We start from the raw sequence: 12,801 nt of genomic DNA, 5'->3' as shown, positions 1-12,801 counted from the left end.
GGCGAGGAAGATGCAACGGACCGGGCTCCCCGCCGCCTTCCTGGCCGCCCGCGGGCCAGGGGCCTACCAGGAGGTGTGCAGCGAGTAGTTGGCGGTGCGCGTGTCCAGGCTGAGGAAGGAGAACTGCCCCTCCGAGCACGTCCCGCTGTTGAGGAAGAGCTTGCTGCCGTGCTCCACCTTGAGGCCCAGGTGGGTGTGGCCGGTGACGACGATGTCCGCGTGGTGCGCGTTGGCCCGCGCCACCGCCCAGCGCTGGAAGGTGCAACGCTCCGGGTCTGGCAGGGCGTTGGTGATTTTCAGGTCCAACGCCTGGAACCACCGGAACATCGCCCGCAGCCGCATCCGCCGCAGCCACGCTCCGGCCCACACCGCCGCCTCCGACAGCAGGCGCGCCTTGCGAATCATCCAGTCGTGATGGTGGCCGTGGGTGAAGAGCAGGCGCACCCCGTCCGCCTCCAGAATCAGCTGCTCGGGCGCGCCCAGCACCGTGCCGGCCACCAGGTCGTGGTTGCCGTGGATGTAGTGGTAGCGCGGCAGCTCGAAGCGCCGGACGATTTCCGGATGCGCCGCCCGGGCCGCCATCAGCTCCGCCACCTTCCGCCCGGGCGTGCGTGGGGTGAGCGTCTCGTAGATGTCCCCCAGCAGCACGATGCGCTCGAAGTTGCCTTCCAAGAAACGGAGGAAGCGCAGGAAGCCGGAGTCGTCGTGCCCGAAGTGGTCGGCGGCGTCTCGCCGCCCGAGATGTAGGTCCGAAATCACCGCGATCCGCATGCGCTCTCCCGAAGTGCGCTGGAAAGGTAGGGACGGCGTGTGGCGGCGGAATGCCCGGCGCGCGAAAATCTCGCCGCGACCGGATGCCATTCGTGTGTCGCCCCCATGCGCCCTTCCTCGTGGCCCGGCATCACGGAAGCCAGATCCGGGTTCCTGCCACCCTGCGCACGACCGGCGCATTCGTCCATGAGCCCTGTGTGCTTTGTGTCGCAACGCGGATGAACCGTGATTCGCCACCGGACATCCGCGGCCCTTCACGGGTCGCTTCCGCACATTGACTTGAATTCGTGTTCGCTTGACACTAACTAGGTGTCAGAGAGACACGAAGTGGGGTGGAGGATTCATGGTCATCGGCTACATGAAGGCGGCACCGACGACGTACGTGATGCGGTTCGAGGGAGGGAAGGTGGTCCGGGAGGGGGCGGGGCTCTCGTTCTTCTACTGGAAGCCGTCGGCGACGCTGGTGTCGGTGCCCCTGTCCAGCGCGGACGTGCCCTTCGTGTTCAACGAGGTGTCGCGGGACTTCCAGGCGGTGACGCTGCAGGGGCAGCTCACGTGGCGTGTCACGGACCCGCGCCGGCTGGCCTCGCTCCTGGACTACTCCCTGGGCCCCACGGGGCGCTACCAGTCGGATGACCCGGAGAAGCTGGAGGAGCGGCTGGTGCAGGTGGCGCAGGTGCGGGCGCGCTCGGTGGTGCAGGGGTTGACGCTGCGCGAGGTGCTGGTGCGCTCGGACGCCATCGAGCAGCAGGTGCTGGCGGCCCTGTCCGTCGCGGAGCCGGTGAAGGCGCTGGGCGTGGAGGTGATGGCCTTCTCGCTGCTGTCGGTGAAGCCGGCGCCGGAGATGGCGCGGGCGCTGGAGGCCGAGGCGCGCGAGGCGCTACAGCGCGGCGCGGATGAGGCCATCTACGCGCGCCGCAACGCCGCGGTGGAGCAGGAGCGGCGCATCAAGGAGAGCGAGCTGGCCACGGAGCTGGCGGTGGAGGAGCGGCAGCGCCAGATTCGCGAGGCGAGGATGGCCGCGGACATCGCCGTGGAGGAGCAGCGCGCCGCGCTGATGACGCGCTGGAGCGACAATGAGCGGCAGGCCGCGGACGCCCGCGCCTACGCGCTGGAGAAGACGCTGGCGCCCGTGCGCGGGGTGGACTGGAAGACGCTGATGGCCACGTCGGCCAGTGGCGGGGACCCGGCGCTCAACATCGCCCTGGCGTTCCGGGAGATGGCGGAGAACGCGCAGCGCATTGGCGAGCTCAACGTGTCGCCGGACCTGTTGCAGTCGCTGGTGGGCGGGCCGGGCCGGGCGCAGCCGCCCGCGCAGGGCGGCAAGGGCCGCGAGCGCTGACGCGGGGGAGGGGCCATGTACGAGAAGATCGTGCTCGTCACCCGCCGCACCCGCCTGGCGGGGCTGGTGGAGCGCTTCAACACGAAGAAGCAGGCGAAGTTCTACGTGGAGCACGCGGGGCAGGACTTCGACGAGTTCTCCCGGGAGGACGAGGCCTACCGGCGCAACGTGGACACGCTGCGGGAGTCGCTGTCCTTCGGGCTGCCGGTGCAGCAGGTGGACCGGAGCCTGGTGCCCACCTTCCTCTTCACCGGCAAGGAGGTGGTGGTCGTCGCGGGGCAGGACGGGCTGGTGGCCAACGTGGCCAAGTACGTGGGGGAGCAGCCGCTGGTGGGCGTGAACCCGGACCCGGAGCGCTTCGACGGGGTGCTGTTGCCCTGCTCGGTGGCGGGCGCGCGCGGCGCGGTGCGGAAGGTGCTGGAGGACACGGCGGCCTTCAGGCGCGTGACGCTGGCGGAGGCGCGGCTGGCGGACGGGCAGCGGCTGCTGGCCTTCAATGACTTGTTCATCGGGGCGCGCTCCCATGTCTCCGCGCGCTACCGGCTGCGCACCGGGGACCAGGAGGAGGCCCAGTCCTCCAGCGGCGTGGTGGTGTCCACGGGCGCGGGCGCCACCGGGTGGCTGTCCTCCATCTTCAACCTGGCGCGAGGCGTGACGGCGCACGCGGGCGGGGTGCCGGGGGCGCCCCTGCGCCTGGACTGGGAGGACCCGCGCCTGGTCTTCGTGGTGCGCGAGCCCTTCGCCAGCCGCCACTCGGGCGCCAGCCTGGTGATGGGCGACGTGACGGAGGCGCGCGAGCTGGTGCTGGAGTCGCGGATGGCGTCGGAGGGCGTCATCTTCAGCGACGGGGTGGAGGAGGACTTCCTTCGTTTCGGCGCGGGGGCCACCGCGCGCATCCGCCCCGCGAAGCAGCGCGCGCGGCTGGTGGTGGGCTGAGGGCCGCGCGAGGCGCCTTGGGCCAGGCACCTCGCGCGGCGAGACACGCGGGCCCGCCGTCAGGGCGTGACGGTGACCAGCACCTCGGGGCAGGGCACGTCCGCCGGGCGGAAGCCGCCATTCGGAGCGGGCACCGGTTCGCCTTCCCGGGCGACGTCCATCAGCGGCCCCCGGAACGCGATGCGGTACGTGCCCGGCGCCTGCAAGTCATAGAAGCGAGCGAGGTCCACCTTGCCCTCCACCGACGTACCGGGGGAGAGCGTGACGTAGCTGTCGGCCGCGGGCGGCGCGCGCTTCGCCATGGGCCCCTGGTAGTCCAGCGGGGCGCCGTCGCGGGACACCTCGAAGATTTTGTTACGGACGCCCTCCAGCGGCGTGTGCCAGGCGAGCACGCGCAGGGATTGCGCCGTGGGATTGCCGAGCTCGAACGTCAGCTCCACGGGTTCGCCCGCGCGCGCCTGCTCCGGGCCGCTCAACTTGCACGTCAGCGTCGTCCCCACCGCCTGCTCCTCCTTCGTCGGCTGCGCTGTCGCAGGAGCGGACGTCACGTCCTGCCGCGCCGCGCACGCGCCGCCCAGCATCCCCAGGGCCAGCACCACGGCGCCCAATCGCCTACCGCATGAGATGAACATGGGCCCACTCTAACCCGCTCGCAGCCGCGCGCGGGGCTCCGGGGCGCGCCGTCCCGGAGCTCGCCTGGGCGCGGCCGCCTACTTCGAGGCGGGGGCGGTGCCTTCCTGCGCCAGCGTGCGCACCAGCTCCAGCGCGCGCCGGACGTGCTCGCCCACGCGAAGCTGCGATTCGAAGCTGTCGCGGACGATGCCGGACCGGTCCACCACGAAGGTGACACGCCCGGGCAGCAGGCCGAGGAACGACGTGGACACGCCGAAGGCCTCGCGCGCCTCGCCGCGCGCGTCGCTGAGCAGCTTGAAGGGCAGCCGGTGCTTCGCGGCGAAGCCCTCGTGCGAACCCACCGAGTCGCCGCTGATGCCCACCACCTCCGCGCCGGCCGCGACGAAGTCCTCGTACTGGTCCCTCAGCCCGCACGCCTGCGCCGTGCAGCCAGGCGAGTCATCCTTCGGGTAGAAGTAGACGACCAACACCTTCTGACCCACCAGGTCGCGCAGCCGCACCGGCTGATTGCCCGCGCCGGTGAGGGTGATGTCCGGTACCGCATCGCCTTGCTTCAAGAGCTTCGTCTTCGCCATGACGTCCTCGCGTCGCCCCGGAGTCAGGCCGGTGCGTTCAACGCCGGGCACATCCCATCCGGCCCGCCGCGTCCCCACAAGTAATCCGCCGTGCTGAAAGCCGGTGTTGAAGACGACCTCACGGCCGCCTGCTTGTCTCCCTGGCGGGTCATATGGAGCCTAATGATTGGCTTCCGCGCGACCGCATCCTGTTGTCGACGCGCGCATCTCTTAAAGTGTAGGGGAGGCGGTGTCGCTTCCCCGTCCGGCAGGCGACAGCCCTGGGCGCGGCCGGACCCGAAATTTCGGGCACTGCTGCTGTGGTCGTCTTAGCTTTCGAGACAGGAAGAGGCAGCTTAGGTCAGAGGTCAGGGCGGAAACTTTCGCCGGAGTTGCGCGCCGCAGCGTTCAGGCGTAGGACGCAGCTTCGGGGGGTTGGTCAGGAGCGGACATGGTCGGCCTCGTCGTCGCAGCGCACGGACGTCTGGCGGAGGAGCTGGTCTCCACCGCGGAGCAGATCGTGGGAGAGCTTCCCGCGGTGGCTACTTGCAACATCGAGCCTGGGACTCCCGTCGAGGACCTCCGGGCGAAGATGAAGCAAGCGGTCGCCCGCGTGGATGAGGGCTCTGGTGTCATCATCCTGGCCGACCTCTTCGGAGGTACGCCCTGTAAGGAATCGCTGATGATGTGTCAGCGAATGAATGTGGAGGTCCTTGCGGGCGTCAACCTGCCCATGCTGCTGAAGGCGAACTCGCTCCGGTCGGAGCAGTTGTCGCTACCGGAGATGGCCAACCAGCTGGCTTCCCATGGCCAGCGCAACATCACCTGCGCATCCGCCCTGCTTCGCGAGGCCCAGCAGCCGCGAACTTGACGGACCCGCGCGGGTCGGCGATTCGAGACTGCCGTGATCACCCTGGTCCGCGTCGACAACCGCCTCATCCATGGTCAGGTCGTCGAGGCCTGGCTCCCGTTCCTCAAAGTCGCCCGGGTGGTCGTGGCGGATGACGAGGCGGCCTCCAGCCCCCTCATCCGCGCCGCCATGGCGCTGGCCGTCCAGAGCGCCATCGAGGTGCAGATTCTGCCCTTGTCCCAGGTGGACTTCGCCGCCCTGTCCAAGGACGGCGTGCGCACCCTGGTGCTGCTGCGGGACGTGGCCTCGGTGCCCTTCGCGCATGCGCACGGGCTGGCCCTGGATGAGCTGAACCTGGGCAACGTGCATTTCGGCACCGGCCGCAGGCAGGTCTCCCCGTCCGTGTTCCTGGCGGAGGCGGAGCTGACGACGCTCCAGCAGCTCGCCGACCAGGGCGTCCGGGTGGCCGCCCGGGCGGTGCCCGCCGAGAAGCCCGTGGACCTGCCGGACCTCCGCGAGCGGTGGGCGAAGGCCGGGTGAGCGCGTGAGCGTCGTCTGGACCCAGGTGGCGCTGGCGGGGCTGTGGGGCGGACTGGTGGCACTGGAGCGCAAGGCGTTCCTCCAGGCCATGCTGTCCCGGCCCCTGGTCGCCGCCACCGTCATGGGCGCCATCCTGGATGACGTGGCCTCGGGGCTGGCCATTGGCATGCTCCTGGAGCTGTTCTTCCTGGGCACCGCCAACCTGGGCGCCGCGCTGCCGGAGAACGACACCCTGGCGGCCACCGGCACCAGCGCCGCGGCGGCCACGCTGTCCGCGGCCACGGGCTCGGGCTCCACGCCGGCCATCTGGGCGCTCGCCGTGCTGCTCTTCATCGGCCTGGGGCGCGTGGGCCGCAAGGGTGACCGGCTGCTGGAGGGCTACACGGCGCGGCTGGCCCGGGTGGCGCTGGCCTCCGCGGAGGCGGGGAACCTCACCCGGGCGATGCGGCAGAACCTGTGGGGCATGTGGCCCCACTTCGGGGTGTACGGGGCGCTCACCGCGCTGTGCGCGCTGCTGGGCTTCTTCATTGAGCCGCTGCTCCAGGCGCTGCCCCCGGTGGTGGTGCGCGGGCTGGCGTGGGCCTGGCCGGCCATGGCGTCCGTGGCGGCGGCCATCGCGGCGCAGGGCAGCCACGCGCGCCGCGCGCCGCTCTACGCGGGGCTGGGCGCGGCGCTGGTGACGGCCTCCGTCGTGAGCGTCCTCCTCCTGGAGGCGCGATGAGCACGCCCCCGGCCACGCTCTCCTTCGGCGTGCTGCTGCGCGTCTTCCTCCGCTCGCTCTTCCTCCAGGCGTCGTGGAACCCCAAGGGCATGCAGAACCTGGGGCTGGCCTACGCCGTGTACCCCGCGCTGGCGGCGCTGTACCCCCCGGGGCCCGCGCGCGAGGAGGCGGTGCGCCGGCACCTGGTCTTCTTCAACACGCACCCCTACGTCGCCGCGGCGATTGTCGGCGGCGTCATCAACCACGAGCAGCGCATCGCCCGGGGCGAGGAGACGCCGGACAAGGTGGTGGCCTTCAAGGCCGCGCTCATGGGGCCGCTGGCGGCGCTGGGGGACGGCTTCTTCTGGCTGTCCCTCAAGCCCGCGACGGGGGCGGTGAGCGCCGCGCTGGTGCCGCTGTTGGGCGTGTGGGCGGTGCCGCTGTTCCTGGTGCTCTACAACCTGGTGCACCTGCTGCTGCGGGTGCGCCTGTACTGGCTGGGCCTGACGCTGGGGGACCTGCTGGTGGAGGCGGTGGCCCGCGCCAACCTCCCCGCGCGGGGGCCCGGCTGCGGGCGGTGGCGGCGGCGAGCGCGGGCGGCGTGGCCGCCTGGCTGGCGGTGTCGTTCGGGGCCAACGCGGGCGGGCTGTATGCGCCCGTGCTGGCGGCCGGTTGTCTGGCCCTGGGGGTGGCGTCCTACGTGCTGGTCAGCCGTCGGGTGCCGAACTACGTGGTGCTCTATGTCGCGGCGGGCCTGGCCTGCGTGGCGGGAGCATTCCTCTAAGGAGAGTGGGAGTCGCGATGGCAAGCGTGGTCGAAGGGACGTACGAGATCATCAACGCGCTGGGGCTGCACGCCCGGGCCGCGGCGCAGATGGTCAAGGTGGCCAACCGGTTCAAGAGCGAGGTCACCATCGAAGCCCAGGGACAGCGGGCCAATGCCAAATCCATCATGGGCGTGCTGATGCTCGCGGCCGCCCAGGGCACCCAGGTGAAGCTCACCTGCAAGGGCGACGACGCGGACGCCTGCCTCCAGGAGCTGGCGAAGCTCATTGGAGACCGTTTCGGCGAGGCGCAGTGACGAGTCGTTCGGACAACGCGGTAGACGGACAGGAGCGGAAGGAACCGTGAGCAGCCAGGCCACCCCCACTCTGAGGTTATCGGGCATCGGCGCCTCGCCCGGCGTGGCGGTGGGGCACGCCTTCATCCTGGACCGCAAGCGCATCCGCACCCCCAAGCTGCGGCTGGCGGAGGCGGAGGTCGAGCCCGAGCGGATGCGGATGAAGACCGCCATCGACCTGTCCGACCGTCAGCTCGCCGAGCTGAAGGAGCAGATTACGCGCACCGAGGGCAGCGACCACGCCCTCATCCTCGAGGCGCACCGGCTGATGCTCCACGACCCCATGCTCGTGGACGAGGTGAACCGGCTCATCATCGAGGACCGCATCAACGCCGAGTGGGCCGTCCGGCGCGTGGCGCGCAAAATCAAGCACCTGTTCGACAACATCCCGGACGAGTACTTCCGCGAGCGCCGCTCGGACGTGGACTACGTCGCCGACCGCATCATCCGCAACCTGATGGGGCAGGTGGTGGACGAGGAGGTGGAGGTCCCCGCCGAGGCCATCGTCGTGGCGCACGACTTGTCCCCCGCGGACGCGGCGCTGATGGCGCGCAGCGGCCGGGTGGCCGGCTTCGTGACGGACCTGGGCGGCCAGACGAGCCACACCGCCATCGTCGCCCGCGCGCGGGAGACGCCCGCGGTGGTGGGCGCCGGCCGGGCCAGCGAGCAGATTTCGCCGGGCGACCTGGTGGCCATGGACGGCATCCGGGGCGTGGTGCTGGTGAACCCCTCGGACGAGCAGATCGCCGTCTTCCGCGAGGAGCAGCGCCGCCACCAGGAGAGCGAGCGGCTGGCGCTGGCCACCAAGGACTTGCCGGCCATCAGCACCGACGGCTTCCAGATTCGCCTCAACGGCAACATCGAGTTCCTGGAGGAAATCCCGTCACTGCTGGCGCACGGCGCGGAGGGCATTGGCCTGTACCGCACCGAGTTCATGTTCCTGGACCGGAAGACGGCGCCCACCGAGGAGGAGCACTACCGCGCCTACCGCCAGGTGCTGGAGGCCATGGGCGGCCGCCCCGTCACCATCCGCACGTTGGATTTGGGCGGCGACAAGGTGCCCGGCAAGACGAAGCACGAGAAGGAACCCAACCCGGCCATGGGCCTGCGGGCCATCCGCTACTGCCTGTCCAACCGGGAGCTGTTCCGCACCCAGCTCCGCGCCCTGCTGCGCGCCAGCGTGCACGGCAACCTGCGGCTGATGTTCCCCCTCATCTGCGGCGTGAGCGAGCTGCGCGAGGCCCGCGCCGAGCTGGAGTCCTGCCGCACGGAGCTGGGCCGCGCCGGGGTGCCCGTGGGCAAGCGCTTCCCCGTGGGCATCATGGTGGAGACGCCCAGCGCGGCCACCATCGCCGACCGGCTGGCCCAGGAGGCGGACTTCTTCTCGGTGGGGACCAACGACCTCATCCAGTACTCGCTGGCCATCGACCGCCAGAATCGCGAGGTGGCCTACCTCTACCGGCCCCTCCACCTCTCCGTGCTCCGGCAACTGCGCGGCATCGTCGACGCGGCCCGGGCCGCCAACATCCCCGTGTCCATGTGTGGGGAGATGGCGGGGGACCCGCTCTACACGCTGGTGCTGCTGGCGCTGGGCTTCGACGAGCTGTCCATGACGTCGGGCCAGATTCCGGTGGTGAAGCGCTTCCTGCGCCGGGTGAGCCGCGCGGACGCCATGGACTTGCTGCAGAACGCCATGGAGCTGACCACCGCGGAGGAAATCGAGCGCTACGTGCGCACGGAGATGGACCGCCGCTTCAGTGAGACGATGGAGCCGGGCGCGCCGGGTGTAGGGAACGTGGAGCCCGCGGACCACGAGCCCTCGGGGCGGAACACGGCCTGACCCCCTGCCCGCGAGGGTGGGGCGCGTGGCGGTGGGTTGCCCACACGCCTCCCGGACCTGGAGGGGATTCCGGACGCGAACGGCCGTGTGCAACTTCCTGGGACGAGCACATGGGCTCGCCCCAGGAGCAAGCATGTTCAATCCCGCCAACATCCAGATGGGCATGACCGCGAGAGACCGGGACGGTGAGAAGGTAGGCACCATCATCGCCTCGGACGCGGCGGGCTTCTTCATCGGCAGGGGGCGGCTGTTCACGCGCGACTGCCGGATGTCCTTCTCGGACGTGACGGACGTCGACGGCGAGGACGTCTACCTGCGTGAGGAGCTGTCGGACCTGCCGGACCTGAAGCCGGAGGCCCTGGCGCCCGCGCGGCGGATGGCCACCACCGCGGGCCTGCCGCTCCAGCATGATTTGACGGGCGGCCTGGGCTGGGCGCAGGAGGACGAGGAGTCCCTGCCGCACCCGGCGCGGCCGTCCTCGGAGGGGCCGGCGCACCAGTGGGCGGGCGCGGACGACGAAGCGGCGCCTCGCCGTGAGGCGCCCTCCTCGGATTCAAGGCGGCACGCGCGCCACTGAAGTGGCCGCCGCCGTGCTCACCAGCTCGATTTGACGACGCCGGGAATCTCGCCCCGGAGCGCCTTCTCGCGGAACGCGATGCGCGACAGGCCGAAGCGCCTCAGGTTGCCCCGAGGCCTCCCCGTCAGCGTGCAGCGGTTCGTCACGCGGTTGGGGTTCGAGTCCCGGGGCAGGGACGCCAGCGCGTCCTGCGCGGCGCGCCGCTCCTCATGGGAGAGGGTGGTGTCGCGAATGCGCGCTTTCAGCGCCGCGCGGCGCTTCGCGTACTTCGCGACCAGCGCCTTGCGCTGCTCGTTGCGCGCGACCTTGCTCTTCTTCGCCATGATGCTGTCCTTCTCGCTGCGAGCCGCCCCTCAGGGCGCGGACTCGCTCAGGGGTTCAGGGGAGGGCACGACGTTCAGGTGGGAGGGCGGCGCCGGGGCCGCGGCCTCGTCGTCCTCCGTCACGCCGACGAGCAGCGGCGGCGCGAACTCGCGGCCCTGAAGCCGGTGCCGCGCGGCGGCCCGGCGCCAGAGGGCGTGGGTGGGGCGTCCATCGCGGCGGCGCATCAGAGCTTCACTCCCTCCGCGAGCAGCTCCCGCACCACGCGGTCGATGCCGCGCTGGTTGATGATGCGGATGCCGTGTGCGCTGACCCGCAGCTTCACGAAGCGGCTCATGCTGGGCACCCAGAAGCGGTGCCACTGGAGGTTCGGCAGCGAGCGCCGCTTGTGCCGGTTGTTGGCGTGGGACACGGTGTTGCCGACGAGCGGCCGCTTCCCGGTGACCTGGCAGACCTTCGACATGGATGCGTTCCTCTAGAGTGCTTCGATGGAAAGGAAGAGCCGCCGCCGGCCACTGCCGGCGATGGCGGGGGAGCGGTGCACGGCGCCGTTGCCCTGATTGCCGGGCCAGGACTCGCCCTTGAGGAGCGCCACGTCGAAGCGCTCCAACGCGTGGACGGGCGCGCCGGGCCGCGTCACGTCGCCCGTGGCGCCCAGTGCGCCGCGCACCACGTGGACGTTCTCCAGCCACTCGGTGGAGGGCCCCGCGTAGGTGCAGAGCAGCCGGACGCCCACGCGGTCCACGTGGAAGCGGGGGCACATGTCCTTGGCCAGGATGTGCAGGCGCACGCCCAGCTCTGTCGCGCCGAACAGGTCCGCGTACAGGTGCAGCAGGAAGTGCACGTCCTCGAGCCAGGCTTCGAACCGCGGCCCTTGAGGCAACCCGTCCAGCCGGCGCCGCAAGTCAGGCGCGTCGGCCTGGACCCGGGCGATGACGTCCAGCTCACGCGTGGCCGTCACGTCGCTGAGCCAGTGCGCCAGCGGCGTGTCCAGGCCCCGGCGCCACACGCACAGGTTGACCTCCTCGCGGTAGATGCCCGCGAGCTCCTCGGGCGTCCACACGAAGGCGTGGGAGGCCGGCGCGAGGGGACGGAGGGCGGGTTGCATCAGGCGTGCTCCTCCGCCTCGTCGGGGCCGTCCGTCCGCTGCACCTGCCATTCAGGGAACGGGTCCTCCAGCCGCGTCCATTGTTGGGGCCCACGCGCCAACTCCTCGGGCGTGAGCAGACAGGCCTCCAGCAGCCGGGCCAGCTCCTCGTGGTCCGCGTCCTGGGTGATGAAGACGATTTCCTGCCGCCGGTCGCCGTGCGGGCCCTCGCACTCGCGCTCGATGTCGGCGCGCGCCTGGGCGTCGTCCGGCCACTCGGCGCGGGGCAGCGCGTCCCACCACACGCCGCCGGGCTCGAAGCTGCACGCGCCGCCGGCCTGGGCCCACACGCCCGCGATGTCCCTCCGCGTGGCGAGCCAGAAGAAGCCCTTGGAGCGCAGCACGCCCTGCCAGCTCTCGTGGATGAAGTCCCACAGCCGCGCGGGGTGGAAGGGCACGCGGCTGCGGAAGACGAAGCTGCGGATGCCGTAGGCCTCCGTCTCCGGCGTGTGTTCACCCCGCAGCTCCTTGAGCCAGCCCGGTGAGCGCCGCGCCCGCTCGAAGTCGAAGCGGCCGGTGTTGAGCACGGTGGAGAGGGGCACGCGGCCCCGCTCCGCCGTGACGAGGTGCGCCTCCGGGTTGAGCTTGCGCAGGATGTCCTTCAGCCGGGCCAGCGCGTCCGCCGGGACGAGGTCCGCCTTGTTCAGGACCAGCACGTCGGCGAACTCCACCTGCTCCACCAGCAGGTCCACCACGGTGCGCTCGTCCTCGTCCGCGGCGGCCAGCCCGCGCGCGGCGAGGTCATCCGCGGCGCTCCAGTCCCGCAGGAAGTTGAGGGCGTCCACCACCGTGACGAGCGTGTCCAGCCGCGCCACGTCCGACAGGCCCTGGCCCTGCTCGTCCGCGAAGGTGAAGGTCTCCGCGACGGGCAGCGGCTCGGAGATGCCGGTGGATTCGATGAGCAGGTAGTCGAAGCGGCCTTCCCGGGCGAGCCGGGAGACCTCCAGCAGCAGGTCCTCCCGCAGCGTGCAGCAGATGCAGCCGTTGGACAGCTCCACCAGCTTCTCGTCCACGCGGCTCAGCGCGCCGCCGCCCGCCTTCACCAGCCGGCCGTCGATGTTCACCTCGCTCATGTCGTTGACGATGACCGCCACCCGCAGGCCCTCCCGGTTCTGGAGGACGTGGTTGAGCAGCGTCGTCTTGCCCGCTCCCAGGAAGCCGGAGAGCACCGTGACGGGCAGCCGCGTCGCGGGCGCCAGCGCCATCACGGCTTGCCCTCCACGAACAGCACGTGCTTGCGCACGCGAGGGTCGTACTTCTTGAGCTGGAGCTTCTCCTGGCCGGTCCCCGCGGACGACACGAGGTGGATGATGGTGCGGTTTCCCTTGGGCATGGTGGGCTCCGGCCGCGCGGGCATGACGAGGCCATGCGGCGGCGATGCGCCGCGCGGGAGTCACGCAGGACGGCAGTGAATGGTTTCCGGGGTGTTGTTGTAACTAAGTTGCGTTATCGGCGCAAGCCGTAGCGCGAG

The 12,801-nt window shown here is 70.9% G+C and carries 17 protein-coding genes and 1 pseudogene; 9 read left to right on the top strand and 9 right to left on the bottom strand.

What is annotated here, in order from left to right; all coding sequences use genetic code 11:
* Positions 1–63 precede the first annotated feature (63 nt).
* Positions 64–771 carry a metallophosphoesterase family protein gene (locus MYMAC_RS31500; protein ID WP_095960740.1) on the bottom strand — a complete coding sequence of 236 codons (708 nt, stop codon included), beginning with the start codon at positions 769–771 and terminating at the stop codon, positions 64–66.
* Between the two features lie 343 nt (positions 772–1,114).
* On the opposite strand from MYMAC_RS31500, the gene MYMAC_RS31495 reads away from it, so the two are divergent.
* Entirely contained in the window at positions 1,115–2,113 is a 999-nt protein-coding gene (locus tag MYMAC_RS31495) for an SPFH domain-containing protein (RefSeq protein WP_095960739.1), read from the top strand.
* 15 nt (positions 2,114–2,128) lie between these two features.
* Positions 2,129–3,049, top strand: a complete 921-nt coding sequence (locus MYMAC_RS31490) for a diacylglycerol kinase catalytic domain-containing protein (protein WP_095960738.1) — start codon at positions 2,129–2,131, stop codon at positions 3,047–3,049.
* Between the two features lie 59 nt (positions 3,050–3,108).
* Here MYMAC_RS31490 and MYMAC_RS31485 read toward each other — a convergent pair whose 3' ends face one another.
* The gene (locus MYMAC_RS31485; RefSeq protein WP_050989162.1) at positions 3,109–3,681 is read right to left on the bottom strand and encodes a hypothetical protein; all 573 of its coding nucleotides are present in this window, start codon (positions 3,679–3,681) and stop codon (positions 3,109–3,111) included.
* A gap of 78 nt (positions 3,682–3,759) precedes the next feature.
* The gene (locus MYMAC_RS31480) at positions 3,760–4,257 is read right to left on the bottom strand and encodes a peroxiredoxin (RefSeq protein ID WP_095960737.1); all 498 of its coding nucleotides are present in this window, start codon (positions 4,255–4,257) and stop codon (positions 3,760–3,762) included.
* A gap of 430 nt (positions 4,258–4,687) precedes the next feature.
* On the opposite strand from MYMAC_RS31480, the gene MYMAC_RS31475 reads away from it, so the two are divergent.
* The 7 genes and pseudogenes from MYMAC_RS31475 (at position 4,688) to MYMAC_RS31445 (ending at position 9,862) form a co-directional block, all read left to right on the top strand.
* A complete protein-coding gene (locus tag MYMAC_RS31475; RefSeq protein ID WP_013937824.1) occupies positions 4,688–5,107 on the top strand; it encodes a PTS sugar transporter subunit IIA in 420 nt (139 codons plus the stop codon).
* Positions 5,108–5,140: 33 nt separating this feature from the next.
* Positions 5,141–5,626: a PTS sugar transporter subunit IIB gene (locus MYMAC_RS31470; RefSeq protein WP_013937825.1), complete on the top strand. Its 486-nt coding sequence runs from the start codon at positions 5,141–5,143 to the stop codon at positions 5,624–5,626.
* A 4-nt stretch (positions 5,627–5,630) separates the two neighbouring features.
* Entirely contained in the window at positions 5,631–6,347 is a 717-nt protein-coding gene (locus MYMAC_RS31465; protein WP_095960736.1) for a PTS sugar transporter subunit IIC, read from the top strand.
* Positions 6,344–7,110, top strand: a pseudogene (locus MYMAC_RS38575) (PTS system mannose/fructose/sorbose family transporter subunit IID). The gene MYMAC_RS31465 and the pseudogene MYMAC_RS38575 overlap by 4 nt, the downstream one beginning before the upstream one ends.
* A 17-nt stretch (positions 7,111–7,127) precedes the next feature.
* On the top strand, positions 7,128–7,406 hold the full coding sequence (locus tag MYMAC_RS31455) for an HPr family phosphocarrier protein (RefSeq protein ID WP_002633201.1): 279 nt from the start codon (positions 7,128–7,130) through the stop codon (positions 7,404–7,406).
* Between the two features lie 46 nt (positions 7,407–7,452).
* The gene (ptsP, locus tag MYMAC_RS31450) at positions 7,453–9,285 is read left to right on the top strand and encodes a phosphoenolpyruvate--protein phosphotransferase (protein WP_043710238.1); all 1,833 of its coding nucleotides are present in this window, start codon (positions 7,453–7,455) and stop codon (positions 9,283–9,285) included.
* 133 nt (positions 9,286–9,418) lie between these two features.
* Positions 9,419–9,862 (top strand): hypothetical protein, encoded by a 444-nt coding sequence (locus tag MYMAC_RS31445; RefSeq protein ID WP_204817062.1) that lies wholly within the window; start codon positions 9,419–9,421, stop codon positions 9,860–9,862.
* A 17-nt stretch (positions 9,863–9,879) separates the two neighbouring features.
* Here the strand turns inward: MYMAC_RS31445 and rpsN are convergent, their stop codons facing one another.
* Genes rpsN through rpmG form a run of 6 tightly spaced genes read right to left on the bottom strand, consistent with a single transcriptional unit; the run spans position 9,880 to position 12,663 of the window.
* Positions 9,880–10,185 (bottom strand): 30S ribosomal protein S14, encoded by a 306-nt coding sequence (gene rpsN / locus MYMAC_RS31440; protein WP_095960734.1) that lies wholly within the window; start codon positions 10,183–10,185, stop codon positions 9,880–9,882.
* A 30-nt stretch (positions 10,186–10,215) separates the two neighbouring features.
* Positions 10,216–10,410 (bottom strand): hypothetical protein, encoded by a 195-nt coding sequence (locus MYMAC_RS31435; protein ID WP_095960733.1) that lies wholly within the window; start codon positions 10,408–10,410, stop codon positions 10,216–10,218.
* Positions 10,410–10,646, bottom strand: a complete 237-nt coding sequence (rpmB, locus tag MYMAC_RS31430) for a 50S ribosomal protein L28 (protein WP_095960732.1) — start codon at positions 10,644–10,646, stop codon at positions 10,410–10,412. Before rpmB ends, MYMAC_RS31435 begins: the two co-directional genes overlap by 1 nt.
* Positions 10,647–10,658: 12 nt before the next feature.
* Positions 10,659–11,291, bottom strand: a complete 633-nt coding sequence (locus MYMAC_RS31425) for a DUF1826 domain-containing protein (protein ID WP_095960731.1) — start codon at positions 11,289–11,291, stop codon at positions 10,659–10,661.
* Positions 11,291–12,535, bottom strand: coding sequence for a zinc metallochaperone GTPase ZigA (gene zigA / locus MYMAC_RS31420; RefSeq protein ID WP_095960730.1), 1,245 nt, complete (start codon positions 12,533–12,535; stop codon positions 11,291–11,293). The genes MYMAC_RS31425 and zigA overlap by 1 nt, the downstream gene beginning before the upstream one ends.
* Entirely contained in the window at positions 12,535–12,663 is a 129-nt protein-coding gene (gene rpmG / locus MYMAC_RS31415) for a 50S ribosomal protein L33 (RefSeq protein WP_095961754.1), read from the bottom strand. Before rpmG ends, zigA begins: the two co-directional genes overlap by 1 nt.
* Between the last annotated feature and the right edge of the window lie 138 nt (positions 12,664–12,801).

The sequence above is a fragment of the Corallococcus macrosporus DSM 14697 genome (genome assembly GCF_002305895.1).
In the GTDB taxonomy this organism is placed as follows: domain Bacteria; phylum Myxococcota; class Myxococcia; order Myxococcales; family Myxococcaceae; genus Myxococcus; species Myxococcus macrosporus.
Note: the sequence above shows the minus strand (reverse complement) of the source record. Positions and strands in the feature narration are given on the sequence as shown.